The organism is Desulfovibrio sp. 3_1_syn3 (assembly GCF_000145315.2).
GTDB classification, from domain to species: domain Bacteria; phylum Desulfobacterota; class Desulfovibrionia; order Desulfovibrionales; family Desulfovibrionaceae; genus Desulfovibrio; species Desulfovibrio fairfieldensis.
In genome coordinates, this window is record NZ_ADDR02000001.1 from 1,867,723 (window position 1) to 1,881,715 (window position 13,993).

At 59.3% G+C, this 13,993-nt stretch carries 11 protein-coding genes; 3 read left to right on the forward strand and 8 right to left on the reverse strand.

The window, feature by feature from the left end; translation table 11 throughout:
- Positions 1–640: 640 nt before the first annotated feature.
- From HMPREF0326_RS07930 to HMPREF0326_RS07940, 3 genes are all read right to left on the reverse strand, one after another.
- Positions 641–2,236 carry a (Fe-S)-binding protein gene (locus tag HMPREF0326_RS07930; protein ID WP_008684768.1) on the reverse strand — a complete coding sequence of 532 codons (1,596 nt, stop codon included), beginning with the start codon at positions 2,234–2,236 and terminating at the stop codon, positions 641–643.
- Between the two features lie 11 nt (positions 2,237–2,247).
- Positions 2,248–3,186: a respiratory nitrate reductase subunit gamma gene (locus HMPREF0326_RS07935; RefSeq protein WP_008684766.1), complete on the reverse strand. Its 939-nt coding sequence runs from the start codon at positions 3,184–3,186 to the stop codon at positions 2,248–2,250.
- A 487-nt stretch (positions 3,187–3,673) separates the two neighbouring features.
- Positions 3,674–4,096, reverse strand: coding sequence for an RrF2 family transcriptional regulator (locus HMPREF0326_RS07940; protein WP_008684763.1), 423 nt, complete (start codon positions 4,094–4,096; stop codon positions 3,674–3,676).
- Positions 4,097–4,425: 329 nt separating this feature from the next.
- Between HMPREF0326_RS07940 and HMPREF0326_RS16035 the strand changes: the two genes are divergently transcribed.
- Positions 4,426–4,956, forward strand: coding sequence for an RrF2 family transcriptional regulator (locus tag HMPREF0326_RS16035; RefSeq protein WP_232221542.1), 531 nt, complete (start codon positions 4,426–4,428; stop codon positions 4,954–4,956).
- The gene (locus tag HMPREF0326_RS07950; RefSeq protein ID WP_009301875.1) at positions 4,880–5,233 is read left to right on the forward strand and encodes a response regulator; all 354 of its coding nucleotides are present in this window, start codon (positions 4,880–4,882) and stop codon (positions 5,231–5,233) included. The genes HMPREF0326_RS16035 and HMPREF0326_RS07950 overlap by 77 nt, the downstream gene beginning before the upstream one ends.
- A 158-nt stretch (positions 5,234–5,391) precedes the next feature.
- On the opposite strand, the gene hmcF is transcribed toward HMPREF0326_RS07950, so the two are convergent.
- The 4 genes from hmcF to HMPREF0326_RS07970 form a co-directional block, all read right to left on the reverse strand.
- Positions 5,392–6,777: a sulfate respiration complex iron-sulfur protein HmcF gene (gene hmcF / locus HMPREF0326_RS07955; RefSeq protein ID WP_008684758.1), complete on the reverse strand. Its 1,386-nt coding sequence runs from the start codon at positions 6,775–6,777 to the stop codon at positions 5,392–5,394.
- A 50-nt stretch (positions 6,778–6,827) separates the two neighbouring features.
- Entirely contained in the window at positions 6,828–7,508 is a 681-nt protein-coding gene (gene hmcE / locus HMPREF0326_RS07960) for a sulfate respiration complex protein HmcE (RefSeq protein ID WP_008684756.1), read from the reverse strand.
- Positions 7,509–7,679: 171 nt separating this feature from the next.
- Positions 7,680–8,093 (reverse strand): cytochrome c3 family protein, encoded by a 414-nt coding sequence (locus tag HMPREF0326_RS07965; protein ID WP_008684754.1) that lies wholly within the window; start codon positions 8,091–8,093, stop codon positions 7,680–7,682.
- A 106-nt stretch (positions 8,094–8,199) separates the two neighbouring features.
- Complete coding sequence (locus tag HMPREF0326_RS07970) at positions 8,200–8,490, reverse strand: hypothetical protein (protein ID WP_008684752.1); 291 nt, start codon at positions 8,488–8,490, stop codon at positions 8,200–8,202.
- Between the two features lie 233 nt (positions 8,491–8,723).
- On the opposite strand from HMPREF0326_RS07970, the gene HMPREF0326_RS07975 reads away from it, so the two are divergent.
- A complete protein-coding gene (locus tag HMPREF0326_RS07975) occupies positions 8,724–9,407 on the forward strand; it encodes an MgtC/SapB family protein (RefSeq protein WP_008684750.1) in 684 nt (227 codons plus the stop codon).
- 350 nt (positions 9,408–9,757) lie between these two features.
- Here HMPREF0326_RS07975 and rpoC read toward each other — a convergent pair whose 3' ends face one another.
- Positions 9,758–13,930, reverse strand: coding sequence for a DNA-directed RNA polymerase subunit beta' (gene rpoC / locus HMPREF0326_RS07980; RefSeq protein WP_008684749.1), 4,173 nt, complete (start codon positions 13,928–13,930; stop codon positions 9,758–9,760).
- Between the last annotated feature and the right edge of the window lie 63 nt (positions 13,931–13,993).

Sequence of the window (13,993 nt, forward strand, 5' to 3'; positions counted from 1 at the left end):
TAAGCCCGCCTTGTTTCGCGCCCGCTTCCGATAAGGGAAGCGCGCATGCGGTACAAAAGCGGTCCGGTGTGACCGGAGTGGTGTGTGCCGTGTCCCTGCGGACCCGGCTGCCTTTCGCGTACGGGAGCTATGCTGACCACGCGGAAGGCCGATTAAATATGTTACGGCATCCCTGCCGGGTACAACGCCCGCCGCCCGTCGAGCGGCTCGTCGGCTGAAAACCGGCTATATAGGATACCTGATATCTTGCCTTGTCACAATGCCTTGATGCTTGGCAGGCCATATAAAAGCATATGGGAAATACCCTGCTTACGCGTAAAAAATACTATAGCCATTACGAAAGAAAGGCAAGCAAAGTGGTTCGGCATTAGGCAGATCACAGCGTTCCGCAGATATTTTATGTGGAAATTGAAAGTGGTGCCTGGGGCGGCATGCGCCGCCCGCGGAAGGGGAGGGGGGAGGGCATTTCAACTTTGAAACGTCGGAATGCAGGTCGATTCGCATTGCGTTCCGCCTTTTCAAAGGCAATTCTGTGAGAGATCAATCTTGGGCCGGTCCTGGGCCGGGCGGTGGAAAAAGGGCGCAAAAAAGGGGGGCTCTCGCCCCCCTGTGTATCGGCTTTCATAGTGCGCCGGGGATGTTATTCCTCGTCGCCTTCCCACTTGATGAAGCCGGGATTGACGTTGGTCATGGCGTTGACGATCAGTTCCACCAGGCCGCCGTAAGCGAAGCTGTTCTTGGAATACAGGTCGTTGTGTTCCAGCAGTTCGCGGATCTGGCCCTTGCAGTTGGAGCAGGGCGCGCAGATGTACTTCTTGGTCTCGGGGCCGAGGCATTCCTTGAAGGCTTCGCCGATCTGCCACATCTTTTTGCGTCCGGAGATGTTGCCGCGCCATTCGTCGATATTGTTGCGGGTCATGATGGCAAAGCCGGACCCGCCGCCGCAGCAGTAGTTGTCCACGCCGTGGCAGGGCATTTCGCGGAACTTGGGCGCGATCTTGTGCAGAATCTCGCGCTGCGGCTGCACGATGCCCATCAGGCGCACCGCGTTGCACGGGTCATGCAGGGTCACCGGGAAGTCGTTGCGCGAAGGATCGAGCTTGAGACGGCCGGACATGACGATGTCGCGCAGGGTCACGTAGCAGGATTCGCGCGGCACCTGGTACTCAAAGGGGATCACGCGGTCCGCGATGACGGTGATGGCCTTGTGGGCGTGGCCGCATTCGCCGATCACGATTTTTTTGACGCCCAGTTCCTTGGCCGCCATCATGTGCTGCAGGGCGATGCGCGCGGTCTGGGCGTCGTCGTAGAACACGCCGTAGTTCACGCCGTCATAGGCCACGGCCTTGCTGGACAGGGTCCAGGACAGGCCGGCCTCCTGGAAAATCAGGGAGAAGGCCGCGATGTTTTCCGGCCAGGCCATGATTTCACCGGCATTGTGCAACAGCATGATGTCCGCGCCCTGCACGTCAAAGGGGGTGTGGATGCCCACGCCGGTGATTTCCGAGTAGTCCTCGTCGATGAACTCCACGTTCTCCTTGACCACTTCGGGCGTCATGCCGGTGGAGGAGCCCACCTTCATCTGGTTCATGGTGCCCTTTTCGTGCAGTTCGCGGGGGTAGATGCCCAGCTCCTGGCTGAACAGCTTGCGGATTTCACGGGCGATCAGGCCGTTGTCCACGCCGATGGGGCAGGTCTGGGCGCAACGCCGGCAGAGGTTGCAGCGATAGGCCAGCTCGCCCAGGCGGGCCACGGTCTTCCAGTTCAAATTGATGTCGCCGTAACGCCATTTGGCGAAGGGCTCTTTTTTCACATACTGCTTGTAGATGCGGCGGAAAATTTCCGAACGGAAATTGGGCCGGTACATCTCGTTCTCGCCGGACATCTCAAAAAGATGGCAGGCGGCGGAGCAGGAGTTGCACTGCACGCAGTTGTCCATGCTGGTTTCCAGCATGGGCAGGAAGGTCCAGTTGTTTTCCTTGGAAAAGAGCTTGCGCATGCCGTCGAGGAACTTGTTGACAAGCTCTTCCTCTTCCTGCGGGGTTTTGGGCTTGGGAATATTCAGCACGCACACGTCGTCCAGAATACAGGCCGTGTTTTCTTTCTGCTCGTCGGTGAAGGGCTTCCAGGGCATGGGCTTCACGTCAAGCGTGAGCTCGGGAAGGGTATTCGGATCAATGCTGACCATCTGCCCTTCGGCAGTGGAAACATCGCTCAAACGCAGATTGTCTTTCATGTCGGAACTCCCTAGTCTTCTTTCTTGGGGGCTGCGGGATTGGTGGTAGCCACATCCACCCAGGTCTTGGGGCTGCCGTCGCCGGCAATGTGGTCGGCAGACCAGGTCACATCGTACTTGAGCATCTCGGAGATCTTCTGCTTGTTTTTCTCGCTGTAGGTGGTGGGTTCATCGCCCCAGCGGATGTCGTGGTACATGAAGTACTTCATGATCAGATGGCCCATGTTGGTCACGGGAATCCAGATCAGCAGGAAAAAGCCCACCAGCAGATTCAGGGTGAAGAAGACGCTGGGCAGGGGTTGGAAGTTGAAGGTGAACAGGTTGTAGATGAAGGTGCGTGACAGCTCGAAATACGAGGGATTGAAGGTCCAGGCCGCCAGCGACAGCAGGCCGAAGAGCACGAAGGCCCCAAGATTGAGGTAGTGCTCGGGCGTGGTGTACTTTTTCAGGCCTTCGTCCTCACGACGACGCTGGATCAGGGCGATGCCGCCGCCGACGATACAGAACGAACCCAGCAGCACCACGGCGCTGATCACGTTGCCCACAAAGGCCATGACGCCGCCCTGCGGGTCCAGGCCGCACAGCTGGGCAATGACCGAGAGCACCACGATGATGGTGCCGCCCATGAGCATATACATGCCCACATGGAAGGGATAGGTGCGGAACCAGAGCTTCTGGTTGTGTTCCAGGGTGGCGTGCAGGAAAAGCACTTCCACCAGGATGCCCTTGATGTCGCCCCAGTGCGAAATGTGGCGGGGCTTGGTCCACCATTCCTTTTCCTCCATGAAGCTGCCGCCGTACGTGGCCTTGGGGCCTTCATGCGGCACGGGATAGAGTTCCCAGCGCACGTGCAGAGGGCTGGCCGCCATGTAGGCCTTGATTTTCAAGTAGGCCAGGCAAATGAAGCCGACTACCGCCAGGTAGCCCAGAATGTAGAACAGAGTGGTCATGCGTTTTCTCCCGTAAGTCAAGATGCCGCTGCATCATGGGTTTGCCGGGACATCGGCCCCGGGCCGATGTCGCCGCAACAAGCCCGGCATACGCCTGCTTGCCTTTCAACCTCATCCCAAATTACGCACGCGCCCAGCCCGTTGTAACTTCATCCTTATCAGGAATTGGTTACAAAAGCGGGAAAGTCAAGGTGCGTGGCAAGTCACTTCTGATAACGGAATTTCACAAAAATGCAAAGATCCCGGCCTGATTCGGAGGAATCATAGTAATCTTGAGTGAAATAATTTTATTTAAATAAATCAGCTATATTATGTGAAAGAGAGCGCCGCAAAAAAATTTTTCGCTGCGCTTGGAAAAATATTTTTTCATCAGAGGCGGAAGAAGAGGAAACAGGACAAGAGGGCAGAGAAACCCCATCGTCCAGAAGGCAACATGCCGTGCGGACCGCTCACGAAAGGCAGGCTGAAGAGCGGGCGGCGGCGGGATTTACAGGGCGGAAAAGAGTTCCTTGTCGCGCAACAGATCTTCCATGGTGATGGATTCCAGCGCGCCGTCGAGCGTGCCCTGGAGGCTCTCCCAGGCCTTGCGTACCGCGCAGTCGCCGAAGCGGGAACAGTTTCCCGGATTTTCCAGGCACCCGGCCAGTTCAATGCCGCCTTCCATCAGCTTGACGATGCAGCCGAAGGTCAGCTCTTCCGGTTTGCGCAGCAGAATATGCCCGCCTTTGGCGCCGCGGACGCTGCCGGTAATACCGGCAAGCCTGAGCTGGCGCAGGATCTGTTCGATGAACTGCGAGCTTATGCCGGTTTTCGCGGCAAGCAGATTGGAGGAAATGGGCTCGTTCATAACGTGCTTTGCCATGTAAAAGAGAATTCGTGCCGCGTAGCGTGTTTTTGCCGAAAGTTTCATAGCCTCTGTCCCCCGAAAAACTGGACTGAGATCCAAAACCTAAACGCCGGAACAGCGGCGTAAAGATTTTGCACCTTTTCAGCCTAATCCTAACATTTTTATACGGACTTTGTACCACATTTCCTTTAAAAAACTTTTGCGAAACTCTTCACACGGGCGGCCCGTGCGGGGCAATGCGTCTTGTTTTTCCCTGTGGTGCCGGACGGCTTGACGGATGCCGGCGGATACGTTAGGGAAAAACATGAGTAAAACAGTCTAAATTAGATATATCAACTTTTGCTGTTATTATTGCATCCTCTTGAGAAGGGATAAAAATGCGAATTTCCACAATGAGCTGCCATGCGCTGCACCTCTTATTGTGCCTTTCCGAACAAGCGGAGGATATGCCCGCATCCGCTTCAGAACTGGCTGTCTGTACGGGCATCTCGGAAAAATTCGTCCAGAAGATCATGCGACTGCTGCAAAGCGGCGGCATTGTCAAAAGCATCCGGGGCATAGCCGGGGGGCATGTACTGGCCCGCAACCCCGACGACGTCAGCCTGGCGGACATCATTGCCGCCGTGGAAGGAGGCATAACCCTTCCCGGCGTCAACAGCGCCGCGCCCTGTGGCCGGGTCGCGCTGGATGCCTGGGCCGACGCCGCCCGCAGTCTGCAAAATTCTCTGGGCTCGGTGACGCTCGGCTCCGTCCGGCAGAGCTGCGGAGCTTCGTTGCGCGCCGTACTCAGTCAGTCGGCGGAATACTCAACCCGGCCTATGCCGGACGCCCAAGCGGGAGGACCTCATGCAAAAGCATATTCTCTTGGTCGACAGCGATGCCGAAAGCCTCGACAGGCTGTCACGGACGCTTCGTCTGCATGACTATCGGGTGAGCGAGGCCCGCGACGGCGCTGAAGGCCTGGCTCTGGTGGACAGCCTGCGGCCGGACTGCATCATTTTTGATGTGGATCTGCCGCGCGTCTCGGGCTCCATCATGTACAGCAGGCTGCGTCGCAGTGAAAAAAACAGGCAGCTGCCGGCCATTGTCTGCAGCGACGCGGGGCCGCGTCCGGTGGATTTCGGCACCGGCATTCCCGTGCTGCCCAAGAGTTGCGCCCCGGAAGCGCTGCTTGAGGCTGTGCGGGCGGCGACAGCCTGACGCCTTTTGCCAGGAGGGACGGGCGCGCCGCCGTCCGCGTGTAAGCCTCTCCGGAGCAGGCGTGGTTATTCCCTCAGGGCGGGCATGCGATCTGCAAAAGGACATGGAGGAATCGCATGCCCGCCGGTTTCATCGCCGTTAGGGGCGTTGCGGCGATGCTAAGGAGCTTCGTGGCGGATATGGGGCGGAACCACCATCATATCCACCAGAAGCGGTTTGAGGAATGACCATTTGATGTTGTGTTCCTCGTAGACTTCCATCATATCCCTGATGGCGTCCCAGCAGTTGTGACAGGGAGTCACGACCAGCTGTGCGCCGGTGGCCTTGATCTGATCCAGCTTGTTTTTGAGGCCGATATTGCGTTCTTTGCGATAGAGGCCGATGCCGTTGAGGCCGCCTCCGCCGCCGCAGCAAAAATTGTGGTCGGCATTGGGCGTCATCTCGCGGAAGTCCTCCGCGATATAGCTCATGATTTCCCGCGTATATCTGCCCAGTCCGTCGTTACGCACATAGTTGCAGGCATCCTGAAGTGTACAGGGTATTTTGATCTTCTTGGCCGGATCGATTTTCAGCTTGCCGGTGCGCAAACAGTGGGCCACCCATTCCACGTAATGGATGAAGGGCACCGGCGGGTCGCCGCTGGCGCGTCCGCCCCAGTAGGGGCCTTCCACCACGGTGCCGCGATGGGCATGACCGCACTCGGTTCCCACCACCATTTTAGGTTTCAGGCGCTCCACCGCGGCGTAAATGCGCCTGATGTTCTGGGCGCAACCCTCCCAGTCGCCCGCGAACATGGTCAGCGACGTATTTTCCCAGCCTTCGCGCGGCACAGTCCAACTGGTGCCCGTGACGTGAAACAGAATGGCGGCCTGCGCAATGTCCTCGGGATAATGCTTTACCTCGCGGGCGTTGAGAATGTACATGACATCCGCGCCCTCTTTTTCAACAGGGATTTCCAGATCCGGCCATTCGTCCTGGTTCTCCTCCACCATCCATTCGCAGGTTTCCAGCCAGTCTTCTTCCGTAACATCCATCTGCGCGCCGTAGACGCGGTGCATGCCCGAGCCGATCTTCATTTCCCAGGGCACGAAGCCGTGCATGAACAGAATGCCGCGCAAATAGCTGAACATGACGCCCGTATCAATGCCGTGCGGGCAGTAAAGTCCGCAACGGTTGCAGCAGGTGCACTTGCCCCAGGCTACATCCATGGCGTGAATCATGAACTCGGTGTCCACCCGGCCCTTGCGCCGGAGCATCTCGCCCAGGGTGGATTGGATCTTGTACGAAGGGATCTGCGTGGGGTCATTGTTACTGGTTTTGTAGAAAAAACAGCTTTCCGCGCACATCCCGCAATGCGCGCAGATGGCCAGCCAGGTCCGGGTGCGTGATTTGCAGGTCTGTTTGAGGTCGCGGGCCAGAGTCGCCTGATTCACGGGCATTTCCCGCATCTGCCGGTAATAGGTCGCGCCGCCCTTGTCCTGAAGCAAGGCGTGAATGCTTTCCTTGCTGATGGCGGGCGTGGGACTGCACAATAACTGGGACATGTCGCGCTCCTTGCGGGAGAAAAAAATGGAATTGATCCCGATGCCGCTGTTTACCAGGGAAATGCCCCGCCGCGCGTGCCGCCGCCACGCTTGATGGCGAAATCCATGCCGAGCTGCGCACGGGACATGAAGTAGAGAACGATATGTGAAAGTTTGGTGAACGGGGCGAGAATCAGGAACAGTTCGCCGCTCAGTACATGCAGTACAATCCAGGTCTGGTAGGCGGAGGTGTCCAGCCGGGCCATCAGGCCGGTGCAGAAGGGCAGAAGGGTCAGCAGCAGCACGAGCCAGTCCCCGCCGGAGTTCAGTTGCCGGAGCGCGGGCGAAGCCAGTCGGCGCGCGATCAGCAAGAGAATGCCGGCGACGCTCATTATGCTCAGGATATCGGCCAGAGCGTTGGGCAACGAGGGCAGGGAGATGCCCGTGAAGTTTTCAAGCAAGACCGTGTGCCCCAGCAAAAAAAGCGGCACCAGCACCGCTCCCAGATGCAGCAGAAAGAATGACGCCATGGCCGCGGGTTGCGAGCGCCAGCCGCTGGTGCCGCCCGGTATGAGCCATTTGACGATGGAAATCAGCGCGCCGGGGATGGAGCGTTCCGGATGGTAGCTGTAGGCCACGCGCTCCAGACGCCAGTCCAGACCGCGCACGTAAAGGACGGCGCGCGCGAGAAGCCCGACCACAAAGACCAGCAAAGAGAAAACAAAAAGGGGACCGGTAATGAAGTTCAGCATCAACTCTGTCTCCTGAATGACGTGCGGCGATAAAGGGGCTCCTGGGGCGGGCAAGATACTCCGCTTCCGAGCGGGGGCAACACTCCGTCATCCGCTGACGGCGCCGACGCTCCCACACCTGAAAACTCTGCGGACAAGGCGTGTTCCCGGTGCGCAAGGGCCCGACCTCTCTTATTTGCCTTTATTGCTTTTCCCGCTCTGCGCGGCCACGGCCTTGCTGTGGCAGACCCTGCAATCCACGAGGCGCGGTCCCGCGTCGGCCTTGCGGTGACAGGCCGTACAGGTGGCGTGGAGGTAGGGAATTTGCCTGTGCTCGGGCTGAGCTTTGACGTCCAGAAAGGTTTCGGACATGCCTTCATCTGTTTCCCGGTGGCAGAGCGTGCATTCCGCATTGCTGCGTTCCATGTGCTCCACATGCCTGTCGTGCGTGAAAAAGACCGGGGGCATGGTATGCGTCGTCAGCGGGGGAAAGGTGATGGGGATGCGTTCCTCGCCTCTGGCCGTGTCGGAGAAAAGAGCAATGCCCAAGGCGAAAAGCAGAAAGCAGAGTAGAGGCGTCCCGAATCCGAATGCTGTGTTACGCATGTCACGTCCTTGATTCCTGGTGAAATTCCGGCATGCCGCAACGCGGCAACCCTGCCGTCCGGAAGATGACGGGGAATCCCGGGCTGAGACGGGATTCCCCGGGCCGTCATACGGAGGGCCGCCCGGCTGTCAGCGATTCCGCTACGCTGCGCACGAACACGGCGCACTTGTACGGATCGCGCTTCATACAGCGCAGGGAATAGGCCACCGCCGCACAGAGGAAGAGGCGGGACTCATAATCCAGATGATTGGTCAGCAACCAATGGTCCTGGGGGCCTTCCTCTTCCGCGAGCTCGCGGGCGCGGCGCAGGTCCTCGGAATAGTCTCCGCCGGTGAGCCGGGTGTACAGATCACAGATTTCCTCGGCCAAGTACTCGCGTTCGGGTAGGGCTGACATGATGTTCTCCTCGCGCTACGGGCGGTTAGGTTCCCGGGCGGAGCCGGGATCCATGTTCATGATTAATTAACTGGTTATATTTATATAGTCTTTAATTAATACAAATTAATTCTCATATTAAGTATATAATGTCAAGTATGTTTTTGGGGTTGGCTGCCTCGACCGCTCCGGAGGGGCCGGAGCGGTTGAGTCTGTTGTACATCTGTGTTAGGCCGGTATTTGGAGGAGAGGGTATGGACTTGGGATTGTTGCAGGAATTTGAGTTTCTGGGGCGCCTTTTCCTGGCCGGGCTCTGCGGAGCCTTTATCGGCTATGAACGGGCCAACCGCCGCAAAGAGGCGGGCATACGTACCCATCTGGTGGTTTCCATGGGTTCGGCACTGTTCATGATCGTCTCCAAGTACGGCTTCGCGGACATGATCCCCCTGCACGGCGTGGCCCTGGACCCTTCGCGCGTCGCGGCTCAGATCGTGACCGGGGTGGGCTTTCTGGGCGCGGGCATGATCTTTGTGCGCGGGCAGAACATCAGCGGCCTGACCACAGCGGCGGGCATCTGGGCCACGGCGGGCATCGGCATGGCCGTGGGCTCGGGCCTGTATCTGCTCGGCGTGTTGGGCACGGCGCTGATTTTTTTGATCCAGATTTTTCTGCACCGGCACTTTACCTGGCTGCGCGCGCCCAGCATGGAGCATCTCTGCCTGCATATCCGCGACGGATGCACGGGTCTGGATGTGGTGCGCGCGGCCCTGCGCGAGCGCAAGCTCTTTATCTCGAGCTTTAAGGCCGTTCCGGACAAGGAGGGTCAGATCATTATGGTGGACGCGCACATCAAGGTGCCCTACGGCTACGATCTGGCCGACCTGCTGGATCTGCTGAAGAAGGACGGCCATGTGCTACGGGTGGAAATCAAGAGCTGAGCCCCGCCTCCGGAGCGGATTAACTTTGAAATTTTACAAATTTCAAAGTCGGCATTCCGGCGAAAAACGTTGTTATCGTTGCTGTCGCTCCCCGTATGGCTCCGTTGTCGCCAACGGGGACAAGCCCTTCGGGCTGCCTTCGGCCGCTTCGCCGGAATCCACGCCGCGTTCCTCTCGATGCCTGTACGCCCTTTGGGCTACAGGCACGGCCCTACGGGCCGCCCGTCGGGCCGGTCGCCGCGGCGGGCGATAGAGCCATTCAAAAGTGAAATCGCGCTATCACGTCAGCACGAAAAAGCCCCGGAAGGCATGCCTTCCGGGGCTTTCTGTTATCTCTATGAGTACGGCCGTTACTGATTCAGATCCACCAGCACGGGGTTTTCTTCCAGTTCTTCCAGGAACTTGTCGGGGCGTTCCTTCTGGTCCGGTACCTCGATGTCGCCGTTCACGTATTCGCGGTAGCCCGTACCCGCCGGGATCAGGCGGCCCACGATGACGTTTTCCTTGAGGCCGCGCAGATAGTCCATCTTGCCCTTGAGCGAGGCTTCGGTGAGCACCTTGGTGGTTTCCTGGAAGGAAGCCGCCGAGATGAAGGATGAGGTAGTCAGCGAGGCCTGGGTGATGCCCAGCACCAGCGGTTCCGCCGTGGCCGGAACGCGGCCCTCGGCTATGGTCCTCTGGTTTTCGGCCTTGAACTCGCTCTTGTCCACCTGCTCGCCCACCAGGAAGCTGGTGCCGCCGGAGTCGAGTATGGTCACCTTCTTGAGCATCTGGCGCACAATCACTTCGATGTGCTTGTCGTCGATGCCCACGCCCTGGAAACGGTAGACTTCCTGGATTTCGTCCACCAGATAGCGGGCCAGGTATTTCTCGCCTCGGGTGCGCAGGATATCGTGCAGTTCCGGATAGCCTTCGGTGAGGGGATCGCCCGCTTCCACGAAGTCGCCGTCCGCAGCCGTGATGTGCTTGCCCTTGGGCACAAGGTATTCCTTGGCCTCGCCGATTTCCGGCGTGACCACCAGCTTGCGCTTGCCCTTGGACTCGCCCGCGTAGGTGACGGTGCCCGCGATTTCGGAAACCACGGCCATGTCCTTGGGCTTGCGCACTTCAAAGAGCTCGGCCACGCGCGGGAGGCCGCCCACGATATCCTTGGTCTTGGAGGTTTCGCGGGGCTTGCGGGCGATGATGTCGCCAGCCTGGATGTTCTCGCCGTCCTTGACCATGATGATGGAACCCACGGGCAGGCTGTAGATGGCCGCAGCCGCGCCGTGCACGCGCTTCTTCACATTGCCGTTGTCGTCGCAGATGGAAATGGAGGGCCGGAAGTTGGTGGTGCGGTACTCCATGATGGTCAGTGAGGCCTGACGGGTGACGTCGTCCACCTTTTCCTGCACGGTCTTGCCGTCGATGATGTCCGTGAAGCGGATCACGCCGTCTTCTTCGGACACAAAGGGTTCGTTGAAGGGGTCCCATTCGGCCAGCACAACGCCCTTGGTCACTTCCTGGCCGTCATGGACCATCAGACGCGCGCCGTTGGGAAGAATGTATTTCTCCCGTTCGCGGCCCTGCGGATCAACGATGGTCAGCTGGCCACTCTTGCCCAGCACCAGTTGCGCGCCGTCGCGGTTGGTCACGGCCCGTACGCGGTTCAGGATCACCCGGCCCGCGTTCTGGGCTTCGAACTTGTTCTTTTCAATGGTGCTCGAAGCCGTGCCGCCGATGTGGAAGGTGCGCATGGTCAACTGGGTGCCCGGCTCGCCGATGGACTGGGCAGCGATGATGCCCACGGTTTCGCCGGTATTGACCAGATGGCCGCGGGCCAGGTCGCGCCCGTAGCACAGGGCGCAGATGCCGCGTTCCGACTGGCAGGTCAGGGGCGAGCGCACCATGACCGAGGAGATGCCCTTGTCGTTGATCAGCTTGGCTTCACTTTCCGTGATCAGGGTGTTTTCGGGCAGCAGGATTTTTTCCGGCTCGTCCGGGTCATGCACGGGGTAGAGCAGCACACGGCCTATGATGCGTTCGGCCAGCGGGGTCTTGATGTCGCCGCCTTCCTTGATGTGGGTCAGCTCAATGCCGTCCACCGTGCCGCAGTCGTGCTCGGAAACGATCACGTCCTGGACCACGTCCACCAGGCGGCGGGTCAGGTAACCGGAGTTGGCCGTCTTCAGGGCCGTGTCCGCCAGGCCCTTGCGCGCGCCGTGGGTGGAGGTGAAGTACTGCAACACCGAGAGCCCTTCGCGGAAGGACGAGGTGATGGGCGTTTCGATGATTTCGCCCGACGGTTTGGCCATCAGGCCGCGCATGCCCGCGAGCTGGCGCATCTGGTCCTGGTTGCCGCGCGCGCCGGAGTTGGACATCATGAAGATGGGGTTGAAGCTCTGGTTTTTCTCCTGCTTGCCCGTCTTCTCGTCCGTGAGCACGTCGTAGGAGATCTCCTTGATCATTTCCGTGGAAACGTCCTGCGTGGCCTTGGTCCAGACGTCCACCACCTTGTTGTACTTTTCCGTACGGGTGATGATGCCGTCGCGGTACTGGCGTTCGATATCGTCCACCTCGGCCTGGGATTTGGCCAGGATGTTCTTCTTGCTTTCGGGAATGGTCAGGTCCTTCACGCCGATGGTCACACCGGCGCGGGTGGCGAACTCATACCCCATGTCCTTGAGCTTGTCGCAGAGGATGACCGTGGACTTGATGCCGCAGGTGCGGTAGGCCGCGCCCACCAGCTTGGCGATGGCCTTCTTGGTCAGCACCGTGTTGACGTGCTCGAAGGAGAGCTCCGGCGGCAGAATGTCGCTGACCAGCACGCGGCCCGGCGTGGTCTGCACAAGATCCTCGCCTTCCTTCATGCGCACCTTGACCCGGGCGTGCAGGGAGACCTGGCCCGCGTCGTAGGCGGCTTCCACTTCCCAGGGCGCGCAAAAGGTCATGCCCTCGCCCTTTTCAAAGCTGCGTTCCACGGTCATGTAGTAGAGACCCAGCACGATGTCCTGCGAGGGCACAATGACCGGGCCGCCGTTGGCCGGGGAAAGAATGTTGTTGGTGCTCATCATCAGCACGCGGCATTCGATCTGGGCCTCCACGGACAGCGGAATATGCACGGCCATCTGGTCGCCGTCGAAGTCCGCGTTGTAGGCGGAGCAGACCAGGGGGTGCAGGCGGATGGCCTTGCCTTCCACCAGCAGGGGCTCAAATGCCTGGATGCCCAGGCGGTGCAGGGTCGGGGCGCGGTTGAGCAGAATGGGGTACTCGCGCACCACTTCCGAAAGGATGTCCCAGACCACCAGTTCCTCGCGCTCCACCATCTTTTTGGCGCTCTTGATGGTGGAGGCATGGCCGCGTTTTTCCAGTTCCGAATAAATGAAAGGCTTGAACAGCTCCAGGGCCATCTTCTTGGGCAGACCGCACTGGTGCAGCTTGAGGTAGGGGCCCACGGTGATGACCGAACGGCCCGAGTAGTCCACGCGCTTGCCCAGGAGATTCTGGCGGAAGCGGCCCTGCTTGCCCTTGATCATGTCCGACAGAGACTTGAGCGGGCGGCCGTTGGTGCCGGCGATGGCCCGGCCCCGGCGGCCGTTGTCGAAGAGCGCGTCCACGGCTTCCTGGAGCATACGCTTTTCGTTGCGGATGATGATTTCCGGCGCGCCCAGCTCCATGAGCCGTTTGAGGCGGTTGTTGCGGTTGATGACCCGGCGGTAGAGATCGTTGAGGTCCGAGGTGGCGAAACGGCCGCCGTCCAGGGGCACCAGGGGGCGCAGTTCCGGCGGAATAACCGGAATGACCTCCATGATCATCCATTCGGGCTTGTTCTGGGATTCCAGAAAAGCCTCCACGATCTTCAGACGCTTGGTCAGCTTTTTCTTCTTGGTCTGGCTCTTGGTGGCCTCGCTTTCCTCGCGCAGCTCAACACGCAGCTTTTCCAGGTCCAGCTCTTCCAGCAGACTGCGCACGGCTTCCGCGCCCATGCCCACGGTGAGCACCTCGTCGCTGCCGTAGTGGTCCAGAATCTGAAGGTACTGGTCCTCGGAAATGACCTGACGCTTCTGCAGATTGGTCTGGCCGGGATCCAGCACAATATAGGAGTCGAAGTAGAGCACCTTTTCCAGATCGGCCATGGTCATGTCCAGCAGGGTGCCGATCTTGGAGGGCAGGGTCTTCAGGAACCAGATGTGGGCCACGGGCGCGGCCAGCTCAATGTGGCCCATGCGCTCGCGCCGCACCTTGGAGGCGATGACTTCAACCCCGCATTTTTCGCAGACGATGCCGCGGTGCTTCATGCGCTTGTATTTGCCGCAGTTGCACTCGTAGTCCTTCACCGGGCCGAAGATTTTGGCGCAGAACAGACCGTCCCGCTCCGGCTTGAAGGTGCGGTAGTTGATGGTTTCCGGTTTTTTCACTTCGCCGTAGGACCATTCGCGGATGGATTCGGGCGAAGCGATGGAAATCTGGATGGCTTTCAGATTGCGGATGTTGGTCACATTGGCCGACGTGCCGCGAGCAGTGAAAAGATCGTCCAGGCTCATATATACATACCTTGCTTTGTAAAAAGCTCGTTGGAATCGTTACTGTAATCCGTACGGAGGCCG

Coding starts and splice junctions, on each gene's coding strand:
- HMPREF0326_RS07930 (WP_008684768.1), bottom strand. CDS start 2,236: ATGAAAGACAATCTGCGTTTGAGCGATGTTTCCACTGCCGAAGGGCAG.
- HMPREF0326_RS07935 (WP_008684766.1), bottom strand. CDS start 3,186: ATGACCACTCTGTTCTACATTCTGGGCTACCTGGCGGTAGTCGGCTTC.
- HMPREF0326_RS07940 (WP_008684763.1), bottom strand. CDS start 4,096: ATGAAACTTTCGGCAAAAACACGCTACGCGGCACGAATTCTCTTTTAC.
- HMPREF0326_RS16035 (WP_232221542.1), top strand. CDS start 4,426: ATGAGCTGCCATGCGCTGCACCTCTTATTGTGCCTTTCCGAACAAGCG.
- HMPREF0326_RS07950 (WP_009301875.1), top strand. CDS start 4,880: ATGCAAAAGCATATTCTCTTGGTCGACAGCGATGCCGAAAGCCTCGAC.
- hmcF (WP_008684758.1), bottom strand. CDS start 6,777: ATGTCCCAGTTATTGTGCAGTCCCACGCCCGCCATCAGCAAGGAAAGC.
- hmcE (WP_008684756.1), bottom strand. CDS start 7,508: ATGCTGAACTTCATTACCGGTCCCCTTTTTGTTTTCTCTTTGCTGGTC.
- HMPREF0326_RS07965 (WP_008684754.1), bottom strand. CDS start 8,093: ATGCGTAACACAGCATTCGGATTCGGGACGCCTCTACTCTGCTTTCTG.
- HMPREF0326_RS07970 (WP_008684752.1), bottom strand. CDS start 8,490: ATGTCAGCCCTACCCGAACGCGAGTACTTGGCCGAGGAAATCTGTGAT.
- HMPREF0326_RS07975 (WP_008684750.1), top strand. CDS start 8,724: ATGGACTTGGGATTGTTGCAGGAATTTGAGTTTCTGGGGCGCCTTTTC.
- rpoC (WP_008684749.1), bottom strand. CDS start 13,930: ATGAGCCTGGACGATCTTTTCACTGCTCGCGGCACGTCGGCCAATGTG.